The 16,117-nt window shown below is 61.6% G+C and carries 15 protein-coding genes; 4 read left to right on the forward strand and 11 right to left on the reverse strand.

Annotated elements, in window-relative coordinates; translation table 11 throughout:
• Positions 1-11: 11 nt before the first annotated feature.
• Together FHX09_RS03690 and dut are read right to left on the reverse strand one after the other, a co-directional pair.
• A complete protein-coding gene (locus FHX09_RS03690) occupies positions 12-911 on the reverse strand; it encodes a GNAT family N-acetyltransferase (RefSeq protein ID WP_132591897.1) in 900 nt (299 codons plus the stop codon).
• Positions 908-1,378: a dUTP diphosphatase gene (gene dut / locus FHX09_RS03695; protein ID WP_007799549.1), complete on the reverse strand. Its 471-nt coding sequence runs from the start codon at positions 1,376-1,378 to the stop codon at positions 908-910. The genes FHX09_RS03690 and dut overlap by 4 nt, the downstream gene beginning before the upstream one ends.
• A 90-nt stretch (positions 1,379-1,468) precedes the next feature.
• On the opposite strand from dut, the gene FHX09_RS03700 reads away from it, so the two are divergent.
• Positions 1,469-3,052 (forward strand): peptide chain release factor 3, encoded by a 1,584-nt coding sequence (locus FHX09_RS03700; protein WP_183721714.1) that lies wholly within the window; start codon positions 1,469-1,471, stop codon positions 3,050-3,052.
• 53 nt (positions 3,053-3,105) lie between these two features.
• Positions 3,106-3,627: a tRNA (N6-threonylcarbamoyladenosine(37)-N6)-methyltransferase TrmO gene (gene tsaA / locus FHX09_RS03705; protein ID WP_132591901.1), complete on the forward strand. Its 522-nt coding sequence runs from the start codon at positions 3,106-3,108 to the stop codon at positions 3,625-3,627.
• A gap of 3 nt (positions 3,628-3,630) precedes the next feature.
• Here the strand turns inward: tsaA and FHX09_RS03710 are convergent, their stop codons facing one another.
• Both FHX09_RS03710 and betC read right to left on the reverse strand, forming a co-directional pair.
• Positions 3,631-3,840 carry a molybdopterin-binding protein gene (locus FHX09_RS03710; RefSeq protein ID WP_132591903.1) on the reverse strand — a complete coding sequence of 70 codons (210 nt, stop codon included), beginning with the start codon at positions 3,838-3,840 and terminating at the stop codon, positions 3,631-3,633.
• Positions 3,841-3,898: 58 nt separating this feature from the next.
• On the reverse strand, positions 3,899-5,413 hold the full coding sequence (gene betC / locus FHX09_RS03715; RefSeq protein WP_132591905.1) for a choline-sulfatase: 1,515 nt from the start codon (positions 5,411-5,413) through the stop codon (positions 3,899-3,901).
• A 194-nt stretch (positions 5,414-5,607) separates the two neighbouring features.
• Here betC and FHX09_RS03720 point away from each other — a divergent pair, with 194 nt between their 5' ends.
• Entirely contained in the window at positions 5,608-6,525 is a 918-nt protein-coding gene (locus FHX09_RS03720; protein ID WP_132591907.1) for a LysR family transcriptional regulator, read from the forward strand.
• Here FHX09_RS03720 and otsA read toward each other — a convergent pair.
• From otsA to FHX09_RS03750, 6 genes are all read right to left on the reverse strand, one after another.
• Positions 6,506-7,882 carry an alpha,alpha-trehalose-phosphate synthase (UDP-forming) gene (gene otsA, locus FHX09_RS03725; protein ID WP_184449295.1) on the reverse strand — a complete coding sequence of 459 codons (1,377 nt, stop codon included), beginning with the start codon at positions 7,880-7,882 and terminating at the stop codon, positions 6,506-6,508. The genes FHX09_RS03720 and otsA overlap by 20 nt on opposite strands.
• A gap of 41 nt (positions 7,883-7,923) precedes the next feature.
• Positions 7,924-8,718, reverse strand: coding sequence for a trehalose-phosphatase (gene otsB / locus FHX09_RS03730; protein ID WP_132591911.1), 795 nt, complete (start codon positions 8,716-8,718; stop codon positions 7,924-7,926).
• 103 nt (positions 8,719-8,821) lie between these two features.
• Positions 8,822-10,345 carry a carboxypeptidase gene (locus FHX09_RS03735; protein ID WP_132591913.1) on the reverse strand — a complete coding sequence of 508 codons (1,524 nt, stop codon included), beginning with the start codon at positions 10,343-10,345 and terminating at the stop codon, positions 8,822-8,824.
• Positions 10,346-10,432: 87 nt separating this feature from the next.
• A complete protein-coding gene (locus FHX09_RS03740; protein ID WP_132591915.1) occupies positions 10,433-11,725 on the reverse strand; it encodes an MFS transporter in 1,293 nt (430 codons plus the stop codon).
• Positions 11,722-12,399 (reverse strand): FadR/GntR family transcriptional regulator, encoded by a 678-nt coding sequence (locus tag FHX09_RS03745; protein WP_132591917.1) that lies wholly within the window; start codon positions 12,397-12,399, stop codon positions 11,722-11,724. Before FHX09_RS03745 ends, FHX09_RS03740 begins: the two co-directional genes overlap by 4 nt.
• Positions 12,400-12,848: 449 nt before the next feature.
• A complete protein-coding gene (locus FHX09_RS03750; RefSeq protein WP_184449297.1) occupies positions 12,849-13,760 on the reverse strand; it encodes a pirin family protein in 912 nt (303 codons plus the stop codon).
• A gap of 264 nt (positions 13,761-14,024) precedes the next feature.
• On the opposite strand from FHX09_RS03750, the gene FHX09_RS03755 reads away from it, so the two are divergent.
• Positions 14,025-14,834, forward strand: coding sequence for a class II glutamine amidotransferase (locus FHX09_RS03755; protein ID WP_184449299.1), 810 nt, complete (start codon positions 14,025-14,027; stop codon positions 14,832-14,834).
• On the opposite strand, the gene coaBC is transcribed toward FHX09_RS03755, so the two are convergent.
• Complete coding sequence (coaBC, locus tag FHX09_RS03760) at positions 14,824-16,032, reverse strand: bifunctional phosphopantothenoylcysteine decarboxylase/phosphopantothenate--cysteine ligase CoaBC (protein ID WP_132591923.1); 1,209 nt, start codon at positions 16,030-16,032, stop codon at positions 14,824-14,826. The genes FHX09_RS03755 and coaBC overlap by 11 nt on opposite strands.
• Positions 16,033-16,117 lie beyond the last annotated feature (85 nt).

Below are 16,117 nucleotides of genomic sequence, written 5' to 3' on the forward strand. Positions count from 1 at the left end.
GCGCGCGGGTGTCAGAAATCGGCCATCGGCGAAAGCATGGCGGGTGCTTCAAGCGCGATTTCGTCGCTGGCGCGAAACATAAAGCACGTGCCGCCTCCGGGTGCCCGCGTTTCGCCTTCCCAGCCAAGCCTGTCAGGGCAGAAGAGCACTTCGGCCATGGCCGGTCGCAGACCGAGGCTGCCGATGATTTCGGCAAGGGCGGCGATTTGCTGTGCCACGACATCGAGCAGAATGAAACGATCGCCATCCGCCTTCCAGGCGATGATCGTCTGCCTGTCCTCGATAAAGCTCAGCCGCACGCTCGGATCGAGCCGGGTGTTGATGAGGAACATCGCCGTGCTTTCCACGACGGCCAGCGTCTCCGACACCGGCATGCGGCGCTTCAAGGCCGCCTGCAATACGGAGAGGTCGGCTGGCCGCGAGGGATCGAGCGTGCGGGCAGGGCGACCCGAAGCGGCAGGCGCCGGCGCCGGGCCGGAATAGGCGTGCATCGGCAGCGCGTGAAAGCCGTAGGGTTCGTAGAGCGCCGGCTTGTCCGTGTAAAGGACGATGGCTTCGAAGCCCTTTTCCTCGCACCAGGCGAGTGCCCTTTGTGTGAGGTCGCGATAGAGGCCACGTCCGCGCCATGCGGGACGAACGGCACCCGATTGAAATGCGGCGGCATTCACGGTGCGCCCGTTGACCATAAGCGGCATTGCGAAGGCCGAAAGATTGGCGGCAAGCTGGCCATCAGCGGCGAACCAGCCGAAGGGCATGCTGCTCGGGTCGGGTCCGCCCATTTGCTGCAATGGGCCGATGTCGATATCGAATGTGTCCTTCAAGAGATCGACCAGCGCCTGCCAGGCCGTGAGGTCGCCGAAATAGTCTCGGCGGAAGGTCAGGCCGGAATGATCGATGCTCTTGGAGGTCATACTCCGGTCGATCCGAAACCGCCGGCGCCACGCGTCGTTACGCTCGCCTCGGAAATCTCTGAGATATGTGCCTGGATCGCCGGAGCGATCACCATCTGCGCGATGCGCATGCCTCTGGTGATCGCGAACGGCTCATCGCCGAGATTGATCAGCAGCACCTTGACCTCGCCGCGATAGTCGCTGTCGATGGTGCCGGGCGTGTTCAGGCAGGTGATGCCGTGCTTGAAGGCGAGGCCGGAACGCGGGCGCACCTGACCTTCGAAACCTTCAGGAATTTCGAAGATGAAGCCCGTCGGCACCAGCGCGCGCTTTCCGGGCTCGAGGGTCATCGGCATGGCGCCATCGACGGCGGCGCGTAGGTCCATTCCTGCCGCCCCCTTGCTTTCGTAGGAGGGCAGATCGAGATCCTGGCCGTTGGCGAGGCGGATGATATCAAGCGTCGGGCGCGTATCGGTGTGGATTGTCATGGGGCATTAGTTTGCGCCCGATGCGCCAAGGTCAATTGCAATGCCGGGCTTTAATCGCTAGATACGCCGCAATTCCACAGGATTCACACTATGGCCGAAAGTCTCGCCGAGGCGGTCTCCCGCCGCCGCACATTCGCTATTATCGCGCACCCGGACGCTGGTAAGACCACGCTCACCGAAAAACTGCTGTTGTTCGGCGGCGCCATCCAGCTTGCCGGCGAAGTCAAGGCAAAGAAGGACCGCATGCAGACGCGCTCCGACTGGATGAAGATCGAGCGCGAGCGTGGCATCTCCGTCGTTACGTCGGTGATGACGTTTGAATATAAAGACAACGTCTTCAACATCCTCGATACGCCCGGCCACGAAGACTTCGCCGATGACACCTATCGCACGCTGACCGCCGTCGATGCCGCGGTCATGGTGATCGACGCCGCCAAGGGTATCGAACCACGGACGCTGAAGCTGTTCGAAGTCTGCCGCATGCGCGACATTCCGATCATCACCTTCATCAACAAGATGGACCGCGAAAGCCGCGATCCCTTCGAGATCCTGGATGAAGTCGAGGAGAAGCTGGCGCTTGATTGCGCGCCGGTGACGTGGCCGATCGGCCGCTCGAAGACTTTCTGCGGCACCTACCACCTAGCCAACAATGAAGTGCGCGCCTCCGACACGCAGGAGATCATGACCAAGGTCACCGATCCCGAGATGGTGTCCCACCGCCTGCCTGAAAACGAGAGGGACGCGTTTGTCGAGGAGACGACGCTGGCGATCGAGGCGTGCAAGCCGTTTGACCAGAAGGCCTTCCTGGAGGGGCACCTGACGCCGGTTTTCTTCGGCTCGGCGCTGCGCAATTTCGGGGTGCGCGATCTCATCGATGCGCTCGGCGAGTTTGCGCCGCCGCCGCGTGATCAGGTCGCCGATATCCGTACCGTGCATGCGACCGACAACAGGATGACGGCGTTCGTCTTCAAGATCCAGGCGAACATGGACCCGAACCATCGCGACCGCATCGCCTTTGCCCGCATCTGCTCCGGCAAGCTCGAGCGCGGCATGAAGGCGCGGCTGTCGCGCACTGGCAAGCAGCTCGGCCTTACCGCGCCGCAGTTCTTCTTCGCCTCGCAGCGGCAGCTTGCCGATACCGCTTATGCCGGCGACGTCGTCGGCATTCCCAATCACGGCACGCTGCGCATCGGCGATACGCTGACGGAGGGCGAAGCGCTGGTGTTCCAGGGCGTGCCGAACTTTTCGCCGGAAATCCTGCGCCGCGTGCGCCTGGAAGACGCGATGAAGGCGAAGAAGTTGAAGGAAGCGCTGCAGCAGATGGCTGAAGAAGGCGTCGTCCAGCTGTTCCAGCCAGAGGATGGTTCGCCGGCTATCGTTGGCGTTGTCGGTGCGCTGCAGCTCGATGTTCTCAAGGAGCGTTTGATGGCCGAATATGGCCTGCCCGTCTCCTTCGAAATGTCGCGCTTCTCCGTCTGTCGCTGGATCTCCGCCGATCAGCCCGCCGAGCTCGAGAAATTCGTCACCGCTCGCCGCGGCGATATCGCGCGGGACTTAGACCACGATCCCGTGTTCCTGGCGCAGGACAGCTTCTCGCTCCGCTACGAAGCGGAGCGCTATCCGGCGATCAAGATGGCTGCCCTCAAGGAATATCACGCCGTCAAGGCAGCGTGATATTGGATCGGATATAACGATCTGCCATGATGCCTTAAGAAAAGGAGCGTTTCATGGTTTGCGAGAATGAAATCAGAGAAAACGAAGTGGCCGTCGAACTACCGCCGGCGACCGACGCCGGCCTGGTGTTCATCGGGCGCATACTGACGCCCTGGACCTCTCGCAAGGAGACGCCCCGCCAGGGGCGGCATGACGGTCCGCTCTGCAAAATCGAAATATTCGAGCCGTGGAGACAGGCTCTCCAGGGTGTGGAAGCCTTCGAGCGGCTGGAGGTGCTCTATTGGCTGGATCGGTCGCGGCGCGACCTCGTTCTGCAAAGCCCGGCCAGCAGCGGAAAGGTGCATGGCGCGTTTTCTCTTCGCTCGCCGGTGCGCCCGAACCCGATCGGAACCTCCATCGTCAAGCTGGAGGGAATAGAAGGTGGCGTCCTGCTGGTTCGGGGGATGGATTGTCTTGACGGTACGCCGCTTCTCGATCTGAAGCCCGATCGCACATTGTTCAAGCCGATAGCGCTGCCGCAGACTGGAGATTTCCAGGCCGGCGACGACGTGGCGCATTCTTGCAAGAGGGCCTGACGATCAGTCGACGGCGATCATGACGTCCGAGGCTTTGACGCCCGCACAGGCGTCGCCGCCGAAGGCGAGCCCCAGTTCATCGACGGCTTCGTTGGTGATGGAGGCCGTGACGATCGACCCGCCGCCGATATCGATTCGGACATGCGCCGTGGTCGCACCTTTCTTCACCTCGATGATCTTTCCCTTCAGTCGATTCCGTGCGCTGATCTTCACGAGATGTCTCCTGGCTCGGGATGGCAGACTGTATCGGCTCGGCCCCGGTGTCGCAATCTTACTCGCCGCGCGGATAGCGTTGGCTTTCTTCCAACACATTCAAATCCATGTGGTTGCGCATGTAGCGTTCGGAAGCCTTTTGCAGTGGTTGATAGTCCCAGGGATAGTATGCGCCGTTCCGCAGTGCCTCGTAGACGACCCACCGGCGCGCCTGGCTTTCGCGCACGGCGGCATCGAAGCCCTGCAGGTTCCAGCGCTTCTCGGCCAGGGACTTGAGGTTCTCCAGGATTTCGACATGTCCTGCATCGCCGGCAAGGTTGTTCAGTTCCTTGGGATCCGCGTCGAGATCGAACAGCAGCGGCGGGTCCTTGTCGCAAAGGGTGAGTTTGAAGCGACCGTCGCGCAGGCAAACGAGAGGGGCTTCGGAACCTTCGGCGGCATACTCCATCGGCACTGGGCCACGCCCCCCGGTCCCGGTCGCGAGTGGCGCAAGGTCTTCGCCATCCGTCCATGGTGCGAGCTTGGTCATGTCGATGCCCGCCAGTGCGGCCAGCGTCGGCGTCACGTCGAGCGTCGAGACCGGTTGCTGGATGCAGGCGACATTCCAGCCCGGAGCCGCGATCGTCAAGGGCACTCGTGAGGAGCCGTCGAAGAAGCACATCTTGAACCAGAGGCCACGGTCGCCGAGCATATCGCCATGGTCGGAAACGAACAGCACGATCGTGTTGTCGGCCATCCGCGCGCGCTCGAGGACGTCAAGGATCTCGCCGATCTTGTCGTCGACGTACGAGATGTTGGCGAAGTAGCCTTGGCGTGCGCGCCGGATCTGCTCCGGCGTGATTTCGAACGCATCATAGTCGCAGGCCTTCAAAAGGCGCTGCGAGTGCGGATCCTGCTGGTCGAACGGAATCGCATCGACATCAGGATCGAGCGCCGGGGAGTTCTCGTAGAGGTCCCAATATTTGCGGCGTGCGACATAGGGATCGTGCGGATGCGTGAAGCTCACCGTCAAGCACCAGGGACGGTCGTCGTGACGGCGCGACAGGTCGTAGAGCTTGCGGGTCGCGTTGTAGGCGACCTCATCGTCGTACTCCATCTGGTTTGTGATCTCGGCAACGCCTGCGCCGGTCACCGAGCCGAGATTGTGGTACCACCAGTCGATGCGCTCGCCGGGCTTGGTGTAGTCAGGCGTCCAGCCGAAATCGGCGGGATAGATGTCAGTCGTCAGACGTTCCTCGAAGCCATGCAATTGGTCGGGACCGACGAAATGCATCTTTCCGGAGAGGGCAGTATGGTAGCCGGCCGCACGCAGATGGTGCGCGAATGTCGGGATATCAGATGCGAACTCGGCGGCATTGTCATAAACGCGGGTCCGGCTCGGCAGTTGGCCGGACATGAAAGATGCGCGTGCCGGCGCGCAAAGCGGACTTGCCGTGTAACTATTGGCAAATCGGACGGAGCGTTGCGCCAGCGCTTTCAGATGCGGTGCGTGAAGGAAATCGGCCGGTCCGTCGGGAAACAGCGTGCCATTGAACTGATCGACCATCAGAATGAGAATATTCGGGCGCGCCATGCGTATGGTGTCCTTCGGCTTTCGGGAGCGGGAACTTAGCCGCATCCGCGAAGCTGTTCCAGTCTGCGTTGACTGGAAATCGCGCCAGGAATCTCGGCCTCATCTCGCTTATGCCATTTGATTGCTTTATTGATTATCCATATCGGATGACCTGTGAAGCAGGCATTTTTTGATATCCTATCTAAGGATTTTTTATGGAAAGCCGCCGTGTCGAACTTGGATGGATGAGAATATTCGCTGAGATCGGCAAGGCGGGAAGTCTGTCGGCGGCTGCAGGCGTTCTTGGCCTGACGCAACCTGCCGTCAGCTATCAGATCCGCCGGCTGGAGGAGCAAGTTGGCGTCAGCCTCTTGAAACGCCAGCATCGGGGCGTGGAGTTGACGCCCGAAGGCCAGCGTCTTTTCGACATCGTCGCAAAGAGTGTCAACGAGATCGACCAGCTGGCGCGGCGCTTCCGCAATGAATCTGATCGGCCAATCATAAGGCTGCGTACGGATTATGCGTTTTCCGCCCTATGGCTAATCCCGCGCATGCATGCCTTCCGCACGCTGTACCCGAATGTTGATATTCAGATCGTCGCGACGCAGCGAACACAACGCGACCGGTCGGACGACGACGATGTTGCTGTTGTCTTTGGCAGGCGGTCGGAGTTAGAGCGCCACGCCGTTCTGCTTTTGCCGGAAAGGGTCGCACCCGTCTGCACCCAAGGCTTCCTCGATCGCTACGGTGCCATCTCCACGCCGACGGACCTTGCCCGAGCGCGCCTGATCCATCTCGATGCCGCGGAACCTTCGCCCTGGTTCGACTGGCGGCATTATCTCGCGGAATTCGGTGTCAGCCGCGATACTCACGCGGGGCAGGGCGATGTGAGCTTCAATACATACTCGCTGGTCGTGCAGGCCGCGATCGGCGAACAGGGGGTTGCCATCGGATGGATGGGCCTCGTCGACTCGCTGCTCGCCTCGGGGATGCTGAAAACCGCAGGTCCGGCGCTGGAAGCGCCGGACCGTGGTTACTGGCTATTGCCATCGCGCACGCGTGATGCCCAAAGCGATCTGCTTGCGGCATGGCTCACGGTGGAAGCCGGTATCGTCAGTCGACTAGATCCTTGAGAAAATCGTCGCACCAACGCGACACATCGTACTCCAGCAGATAGTCCATCATCCGCTGCCAACGCTCGCGGCGTTCTTCCAGAGGCATATTCAAGGCACGCGCCAGCGCGTTGGCGGTTCCTTCGATGTCATAGGGATTGACCAGCAACGCCCCCCTCCTCAATTCGCGCGCTGCGCCGGCGAAGCGGGATAGTACGAGCACACCAGGATCTTCGGGATCCTGTGCGGCGACATATTCCTTTGCCACGAGGTTCATGCCGTCGCGAAGCGGCGTGACCAAGCCAACCTTGGCCAGTCGATAAAGACCCGCGAGGATCGGACGACTGACGGAGCGGTTGATATAGCGGATCGGCACCCAGTCCACCGTCCCCAGTGCGCCGTTAACTCGGCCTGCCTGTTCCGCGACGGTGCGCTGCATTTGTTCGTATTCCGGGACTTCCGAGCGTGATTTCGGTGTGATCTGCAGATAGGTGACCTTCCGCTGGTGGGCTGGATTGTTGACGACGAAGCGCTCGAAAGCGTCCAGCCGCTGGGTGATGCCCTTGGAGTAATCCAGTCTGTCGACGCCGATGATAAGGTCGCGGTCCTTGATGCTTTGCCGCGCTCGTTGCACCAGATGGTGGCTGCCGGCCTTCTTGGCGAATTCGGCGAAGGCGGCGGTCTCGATGCTGATGCCGTAGGCTCCGCCCTTGAAAACCTTGTCATTCGCTGTGAAGCGGCCGTCGCCGATGGCGTCGCCCATATCCTCGCGGCGAAGGCAGCCGGCAAAGTTTTCGAGATCGTGGTCCGTCTGAAAGCCGACGAGATCGTAGGCGGCAAGACCGCGCATGATTTCCTCGTGAACCGGCATGGTGTAGAGCACATCGGCCGGCGGCCAGGGAATGTGCAGGAAAAAGCCGACGCGGTTCTTGAAGCCCATTTGCCGCAGTTCCGCGGCGAGCGGGATCAAATGGTAGTCATGGACCCAGATGATGTCGTCCGGCCGCAGCAGCGGCGCAAGCCGATGCGCGAAGAAACGATTGACGCGGAAATACCCCGCCATTTCCTTGCGGCCATACTCCGCGAGGTCCAGGCGGTAGTGACAAATCGGCCAGAGCACGCGATTGGCGAAGCCGTGATAGTATTCCTCGACATCCTTGCCGGTGAGATCCGTCAGTGCATAGGTGATCTTGCCCTCTTCCGTCAGCGAGAGCGGGCCGGGCTCGTCGTTTTCGCTCGATTTGCCGGACCAGCCCATCCAGATGCCGCCCCGTTCTTCGAGTGCCGCTTTGAGCGCCACCGCCAGTCCGCCGGCGGAGGCCGCGCCCTCCTTCGCGGGAGCTGGCACGCGATTGGAGACGATGACAAGACGGGTCACGGAGGTTCCTTTCATCGGGAGGGCGGCACATCGTGCATGGATCAAACGGCGAGCTGCCCAATCAGTTCCCGCACCGCCGATGAGGAAGGCAGCGCCAGAATGGCGGCAGTGTCCGAAGACGGCCCGACACGAACGGAATGGCCGCCAAAGCGATTGGCGACACGGAACATCGCCTCGTCCGTAACGTCGTCACCGATGGCAATCGGACGCCTGCCGGCAAAGGGCGGCATCGACAGAAACGTCTCCACAGCGTGACCTTTGTCGGCGCTCGCGGGTCGGATTTCGAGAACCATCTTGCCGCGCTGCAAGGTCCAGTTCGGCCCGACCTTGGACTGCAGCCTCTCCATGATCAGCTCCACATCCGCCTGCCTTTGCGGCGCGAGGCGATAGTGAGCGGCGACCGCAGCTCCCTTGTCTTCCACGAGTACGCCTTGCAGATTTTCGGTTGCGGCGCGGAGCTCCGCCTTCAATGCCTCGAATGCGGCAGTGGTCTCAGCTTTCATGATGCTGCCGTCCGGCCAACGCAATTCGGCGCCGTGCAAGCCGGCGATCGGAAATCGGAATGGTGCGAACAGCTCGTCGGCATAAGCGAGTGCCCGTCCTGTGACCAAGGCTAGCGCGCCACCGAGCCTTCGCGACGCGGCATAAAGCGCTGCCGGCAGCGACGGTGGCATGACGATCGCATCCGGCACCGCGGCCAGGTCAAGCAATGTGCCATCGATATCGAGAAAAAGAGCGCAGTCTTGAGGGGAGGATAAAACGGCGCTTAGCAATTCCGTCTGCCCTGAGGCCGGTTGCGGCATCACGGCAGGAAATGGCTCACTGGGGTATGACATGCTGACATACCTATGTCGGCATCTGCCGAAGGCAACCCGTTTTGGCTCAATAATGCGAGGAAATCTCAGATTTTGCCGTGGAATCCGTGCACTGATCAATCGTTCATTCAGCCGGCATTGTGCCGGAATGCTCGGTGAAGAAGGCCTTGGCATCGGCGGTAAAGGCTGCGCGCTGAACGCTCCGCGTGTAAAACATGTGACCGCCGGGATAGACCTTCAGCGCCACCCGCTCGCCGGCAAGCGAAGGCGGCAAGTGGTCAACAACATAACGGCTCACGCCATAAGGAGTGACGAGATCGCTGTAGCCGTGGGCGATCAACAGGCGGAATTTCGGATTGGAGGCGAGGAACTGGCGAATATCGTCGGTGACGCTCGCCTGCAGCCTAGAACCACCGCCGCGTCCGCCCCATTCCCATCTGCGGCTGATGTCGCCGTCCAGCAGCGAATAGGTCATCTCGGTCTTGAAGCCGAGTTCATTGCGCGCATAGTCGGCGAAGGCCCCGCCATAGGCGCGGGTGAAGCCGTCGAGGATGGCATCGTCGCCACGGTCAGAGTCCGACTCCGGATAAGGATCGGGCGTCGAGAACGCCGCGTCGTAAGGGCTGACAATTCGACCATCCTGCCCGCTTGATTGCTTCGCATAGGCGTTTCCGAGGAAGCCGCGGTTCTTTGCCACGATATCTTCGGGAATGCCGGTCATGCCGGCAACCTTCCCGTAGAAGGCTTTGGCCGCCTGGCCAGTCGGCAGCGGGCCAGCGAGTGTCGTCAGATAGTCGCCAAGTGCAAATTTCTCCGCATCGCGCTGCTGCGCTTCATCGAAGGCATTGCGTCTGTCCATGTTCGCTGCCGCAAGCGACGGAAACTCGAGTGCCGCGCCCAGTGCAAACTGATCGGCATTGAACATCAGTTGCCCTTCGAGCAATGGCGAAAGCATGATCGCGCCCGAGACGATGATGCCTTGGCTATCCTTCAGCGCGCCGACCACCTTGGCGGCGCGGAAGCCGCCATAGCTCTCTCCGAGAAGATATTTGGGCGAACCGGACCGGTTGTTGTGGGCGACATAGAGAGCGATCGCCTTCGCAACGCTCTGCGCGTCGGAATTGACGTTGTAGTAATTGGGGGCGTCGTCGGCCTTGGCGGTTCGGCTCCATCCGGTTCCGATCGGATCGATGAGGACAATGTCGGTAAAGTCGAGCCAGCTCTGCGGATTGTCGGTCAATTTTGCATCGGCCCCATCGGCCCCATCCGGGCCGAAATCCAGGATGCGCGGCCCTACGAGGCCGAGATGCAGGAACGCCGATGCGGCGCCGGGGCCGCCGTTGAAGGCAAAGGTCAGCGGCCGGTCGGACCTCCCGTTCTTGGCGACATAGGCCGTATAGAATACGGCGCCGGCCTTGGAGCCGTCTTGCGCAAAGAGATCCAACGTGCCGGCCGTCGCCACGAAGTCGAGGGTCCGGCCGCCGATCGTCATTGTGTGCTGGGTGACCGAGTCGCTCGGCAGCAGCTTCAATACGCCCTCGCTCGATGAACCCTGTGCGGCAGCCTCGCCTCGACCCTCCTGCGATAAGGCGGGGGGCAGCGGAGCAAGCAAGGCGGTTGCAAGCAGAATGGCGGATAGGAAACGCAAGACTTCTCCTCCGACGGAAGCGGCATGGGAGGCGTCAGCGTAGCATCGCCCCGTTGGGGGAGAAATCAACAGATGGTGAGGCCGACGTCAGTCCGCCTTCTCGATCGTCTGCGCATTCACATACTGCGCGCGACCGGCGTTCCAGCCGTTGATAGCGGCGCCGGCACCAAGCACCACGAAAAGCACTGCCGACCATGCGAAGCTGCCGGTCCAGCCGCGGATGAGCCCGACCAAGAGCGGGCCGATCGCGGCAAGAAGGTAGCCCACGCATTGGGCCATGCCCGAAAGATGGGCCGCGACATGCGGATCGCGCGACCGCAGCACGATCGTCGTCATCGCGACAGCGATCAGGCCGCCCTGGCCAATGCCCTGCAGCACCGCCCAGACCCAGATGGTGAAGAGCGGCGCAAACAGCAGGCCGAACAACGCGACGACGGCAACGACGCAGAGCGACGCATTGATCACGCGCTGATCCTTGCCCCTGACGGCGATCTGCGGGGCAACCAGGCATGCCGCAGCCTGAACCATCACCGATACCGAAACGATCGCTCCAGCGGTGACGCCGTCAAGACCGCGCTCGCGCAGGATCGGGACGAGCCAACCAAACACGCAATAAGCCAGAGCCGACTGCAGGCCCATGAAGAGAGTGACCTGCCAGGCCAGGCGATCCCGCCACAGCCCTTGGACGGAAAAGCCGCTGCGCTTGACTTGATTCTTGGTGGACAGCACCTGCGGCAACCAGATCATCCCGACGACCAATGCAGGCAGACCCCAGGCGGCCAGCGCTCCGGAGAGCGAGCCGCCGAGGATGCGCTCGAGCGGCAGCGTGAAGCCTGCGGCGCTCGCCGCGCCCGCGCATAGTGCCATCGTGTAAAGGCCGGTCATCAGCGCTGCGCGATCGGCAAAGTCGCGCTTGACCAGCCCTGGCAGCAGCACGTTCCCGACCGCGATGCAGGCGCCGGCAAGCGCAGTGCCGACGAAGAGCAGCGGAACGGATGATAAGCCACGCAGACCCGTCCCGAGCGCCAGCAGGACGAGGACCGCCAGAAGCGTGCGCTCCGATCCGATCCGCTGGGCAAGCCGCGGCGCCAACGGCGAAAAGGCGCCGAGGCAGACGACGGGCAGGGTGGTCAGCAGGCTGGCACCGAGGGATGAAAGGCCGAGTTCCGTCTTGATTTCGGGCAGCAGCGCGGAGGCGCTGGAGAAGACGGGACGCAGATTGAAGGCGATCAGGACGAGGCTGGCGCCAAGGAGAAAGCGCACCGCTGCGCTGCTGCCAACGGGGGGCTGCGGCTGCGGTACGCTATCGGCTTCGGCATCGATGAGCTGTTCGTCCGCCAGGTCGTAGACCTGTGCGGCATCCTGAAGGGGCGTGGTCATGAATGGAGCATCCGGTCGAGAGCGCCGATGATGGGGGCCATGAAGCGGCGAACGGCCGCATCGGCCTGTTGTGGATCGCCGGTGGCGAGCGCGTCGATGATGTCGGCATGCGCCCGCATATCAGGCTCGGGAATCTCGTCGTCCAATGTCGCCGCGATCGTTTCGGCAATCGAGGCGGAAAAAAACTGATAGATTTCGATCATCGCGCGGTTGGCGGAAGCGGCAATGATCGCCTTGTGGAAAGCAAGATCGCGTTCGACGAAGACGCTTCTGTCGCCGCCTTCGAAATTGCCCCGCTTGGCGAGAAGCGCCCGCAACTCCGCAATGATCTCAGGCGTTTGTCGTATCGCGGCCAGCCGTGCGGCCTCGACATCGAGTGCGCACCGGGCTTCGAAGAGGTCGCGCAGACCGGCGCGACGCGCCATGGTGAGCGGCAGCCGGGTGTCGGTGGTCGAGAGCACGTAGGTTCCCGAGCCCTGCCGGGTTTCGAGCAGGCCTTGCGACACCAACACCCGCACCGCCTCTCGGATCGTGCCGCGGCTGACGGAGAGCGTGGAAGACAGCGTCGCCTCGTTGGGCAATTTCTCGCCCACGGCCCATCGCTTACCCAGTATCTCCGTGCGGATCGCCTCAATGGCCGTGTCCGCAAGTTTCGTTCTTGCAATTGGTTGCATCGCCCGTATTCATAAAGTCATCAGATGACTTTATGAATACCTTGAGGCCGTTGTCCTCGTCAATCCTATGCTGAAAAATGAAAAGGGCCGCTCGAGGCGACCCTTTCCATGAGTTCTGGCCTGTAAATGGCCGGACCGTCAAAGCGATCCTAGGAAGGTGGGCTTAGAGCGAGGGCTGCCTCGCTTTCATCACCACTTCCATGCCTTTTACGAGGTCCGAAATCTCATTAGACATTGGATCACCTTCCTTTCGTTCTGTTGAAGATAGATAAAAGGTAGGATGATTCGCCGGAGATGCAAGAAAAAACGAGGTGTCAGGTGCTGCGCAGCTTCCCTGGCAGCGGTGTTTCACTTTACGGTCGCCGACAATACACCAATGTTTGCAATGATGTCCTGTATGCTGCCGTAGTGAGCAAACATTGCGGCAGAGGGCTGTGGATTAAGCCGGCTCAGTGTGCGGCCTTGATGAAGGTGCCGTTCTGTAACTCTCGCATCGCCTGCATGATCTCCTCTCGCGAGTTCATGACGATCGGCCCATGCCAGGCAACCGGCTCCTCGATCGGCTTGCCTGAAACGAGCAGGAACCGGATGCCTTCGTCGCCGGCCTGCACCGTCACTTCGTCACCGCTGTCGAAGACGACGAGCGTCCGGTTGCCGGACATGTCGCGAATGTTGAGTTCCTCGCCGTTGACCTCCTTCTCGACACGGACGCCGAACGGCTTGGAGGCGTCGCGGAATGTGCCGGAGCCTGCGAAGATATAGGCAAATGCGTTGCGATAGGTCTCGACAGGCAGGCGCTTCTTCTTCCCCGGAGGGACCGAGACATCGAGATAGATCGGTTCGGCTGCGACGCCGTCAACTGGCCCCGCTTTGCCCCAGAAGTCGCCACAGATAACGCGCACGGCCGTACCGTCGTCATCGACAACGACGGGAATGTCGGCGGATTTGACGTCCTGATAGCGCGGCGCCGTCATCTTCAGCGACGAGGGCAGGTTGGCCCAGAGCTGGAAGCCATGCATGCGTCCGGCAAAATCGCCCTTCGGCATTTCCTGGTGCATGATGCCGCTTCCTGCCGTCATCCACTGGATGTCGCCGGCGCCGAGCAGACCGCGATTGCCGAGGCTGTCGCCGTGCTCGACCGTGCCTGCAAGCACGTAGGTGATCGTCTCGATGCCGCGGTGCGGATGCCAGGGAAAGCCGCGGATATATTCGGCCGGATTGTCATTGCGGAAATCGTCCATCATCAGGAAGGGGTCTGTCATCGACGGATCCCCGAAGCCGAAGACGCGGTGCAGCTTCACACCGGCGCCTTCCATGGTTGGCATTGCGGTGCTCGTATGCTTTACGGGACGTATCGACATGGCATCCTCTCGAAGGTTTCAACTTGCCCGGGACTATAGCCGCCGGACCAGCCTCGGCGAAATTGGCCGCCGCGGGAACGCACTGTTCACAAAAGAAGATGTCGCATTGCGCAATTCGATCGCATCGACCGTCAGAAATTTGTCATCTTCCGCTTGCAAGTCAGGAAGCCGTTCAGGTCTTATTAACCATCAGATTCGACAATCGTTGTCGCGTTTCAGCATTTCTCCCGCCTCCAACAACGCGGGCTCCGGAGTGGAAAGAGCATGTGTCGCTGGGCAGCCTATCGCGGAGACCCCCTCTATCTGGAGGAACTGGTGTCCTCGCCCGCGCACTCGCTGATCGAGCAATCGCATTGCGCGACACGCGCCAAGACCCCCACCAATGGCGACGGTTTCGGCATCGCCTGGTATGGCGACCGCCCGGAACCTGGCCGCTATCGTGATACCTTGCCGGCTTGGTCCGACTGCAATCTCAAGAGTTTGGCGCGGCAAATCCGCTCTCCGTTGTTCCTGGCGCACGTACGGGCAGCGACCGGCGGCGGCACCCGCCGTGACAACTGTCACCCCTTCACCTTCGGCAATTGGTCCTTCATGCACAATGGCCAGATCGCAGGTTTCGAACGGCTGCGTCGCCCTATGGAAGCGATGCTTGATGACGAACTCTTCAACGCCCGCGGAGGGACGACCGATTCCGAACTGATGTTCTTGCTCGCCCTGCAGTTCGGCCTGCAGCAGACGCCGATGGCTGCGATGGCGGAGATGATCCGCTTCGTCGAAAGCCTTGCCGAGAAACTTCTCGGATCGGTGCTGCTGCGCTACACGGCTGCCTTCTCGGATGGCAAGGCGCTCTACGCGATCCGCTATGCGACCGACCGCAAAGCGCCGACGCTCTATGCCTCTCCGCTCGGCAAGGGCTACTGCTTGGTGTCCGAGCCGCTGAACGATGATGTCGATGCCTGGGCGGAGATCCCGGACGGAAGCGCCGTCACGCTCGGCGAAAATGGCCTTGCTATCGCGCCGTTTCGTCCGGTGCAGGCAGTTGCAAAAGCCACCCCGGTCGCGATCACGGCTTGAGTCGTTCGGCAATCATCGCCGCAAGCCTCGTTGCAACCTCTTCCTTCGCCAGATCCGGCCATTGCTCGATGCCGCTGTGGCTGACGATTTTCACCCTGTTGCGGACGCCGCCCATGATGCCGGTTGCCGGCGAAACATCGTTGGCGACGATGATATCGGCACCCTTGCGGTCAAGCTTCGCCCTGGCGTTGCTTTCCACATCCTGCGTCTCTGCCGCGAAGCCGATCACCAGCTTCGGCCGCATCGTGTGATGGCCGACCGTCTTTAAAATATCGGGATTCTCCGTCAGCGCGAGCGTCGGAATGGATTCGCCCGGATGTTTCTTGATCTTCTGGTCGGTGGCCGACGCAACACGCCAGTCGGCGACCGCCGCAACCATTACGGCGACATCCGCAGGAAGCGCGGCAAGCACGGCGTCCCGCATCTGATCTGCGCGCTCGACATGGACGACCTTGACGCCAAAAGGATCGGGAATGGAAACCGGTCCGGAAACGAGGGTCACATCTGCGCCAAGCGCCGCAAGCGCCGCGGCAATTGCATGTCCCTGGCGGCCAGAGGAGCGATTGGCGATGTAACGCACAGGGTCAATCGGCTCATGCGTCGGGCCGGAGGTGACGATCGCCTTGCGGCCGGTAAGCGGCTTCGGCCGATCATGGAGCAAGGCTTCCGCCGCGGCGACGATCTCGAGCGGTTCGGCCATGCGCCCGATGCCCGCTTCGCGGCTCTCGGCCATCTCGCCGGACATAGGCCCGATGAAGCGGATGCGGTCGCCGCGCAGAGTCTCGACATTGCGCTTCGTCGCCGGATGCGCCCACATATGCGGGTTCATGGCCGGGGCGGCGAGCACCGGCCGGTCGGTCGCAAGCAGGACGGTCGAAGCAAGGTCGTCTGCGAGCCCGTTCGCCATCTTGGCCAGCAGGTCTGCTGTTGCCGGAGCAATCAGGACGAGGTCGCAATCGCGCGCCAGCCGGATATGGCCGACATCCTGCTCGTCCTGCCGTGAAAACAGATCGGTGAACACATGGTCGGCGGCGAGGGCGCCGACCGCAAGCGGCGTCACGAATTCCTCCGCGCCCTTGGTCATCAGTGGCCGCACCGATGCGCCCCGCTCCTTGAGCCGTCGGATGAGGTCCAGGCTTTTATAGGCCGCGATCCCGCCGGAAATGATGAGGAGGATGCGTTTGCCGCTGAGAACCATGACGTTCGTCCATCGAGTATCTGATTGTGTGAAACCCTAAGCCTTTGGGGAATAATAAGCAATCGGCAGCGAAGGCCGATCGGTC

The sequence above is a fragment of the Rhizobium sp. BK538 genome, from assembly GCF_014197575.1.
Classification (GTDB): Bacteria; Pseudomonadota; Alphaproteobacteria; order Rhizobiales; family Rhizobiaceae; genus Rhizobium.

Coding starts and splice junctions, on each gene's coding strand:
- FHX09_RS03690 (WP_132591897.1), bottom strand. CDS start 911: ATGACCTCCAAGAGCATCGATCATTCCGGCCTGACCTTCCGCCGAGAC.
- dut (WP_007799549.1), bottom strand. CDS start 1,378: ATGACAATCCACACCGATACGCGCCCGACGCTTGATATCATCCGCCTC.
- FHX09_RS03700 (WP_183721714.1), top strand. CDS start 1,469: ATGGCCGAAAGTCTCGCCGAGGCGGTCTCCCGCCGCCGCACATTCGCT.
- tsaA (WP_132591901.1), top strand. CDS start 3,106: ATGGTTTGCGAGAATGAAATCAGAGAAAACGAAGTGGCCGTCGAACTA.
- betC (WP_132591905.1), bottom strand. CDS start 5,413: ATGGCGCGCCCGAATATTCTCATTCTGATGGTCGATCAGTTCAATGGC.
- FHX09_RS03720 (WP_132591907.1), top strand. CDS start 5,608: ATGGAAAGCCGCCGTGTCGAACTTGGATGGATGAGAATATTCGCTGAG.
- otsB (WP_132591911.1), bottom strand. CDS start 8,718: ATGTCATACCCCAGTGAGCCATTTCCTGCCGTGATGCCGCAACCGGCC.
- FHX09_RS03740 (WP_132591915.1), bottom strand. CDS start 11,725: ATGACCACGCCCCTTCAGGATGCCGCACAGGTCTACGACCTGGCGGAC.
- FHX09_RS03745 (WP_132591917.1), bottom strand. CDS start 12,399: ATGCAACCAATTGCAAGAACGAAACTTGCGGACACGGCCATTGAGGCG.
- FHX09_RS03750 (WP_184449297.1), bottom strand. CDS start 13,760: ATGTCGATACGTCCCGTAAAGCATACGAGCACCGCAATGCCAACCATG.
- FHX09_RS03755 (WP_184449299.1), top strand. CDS start 14,025: ATGTGTCGCTGGGCAGCCTATCGCGGAGACCCCCTCTATCTGGAGGAA.
- coaBC (WP_132591923.1), bottom strand. CDS start 16,032: ATGGTTCTCAGCGGCAAACGCATCCTCCTCATCATTTCCGGCGGGATC.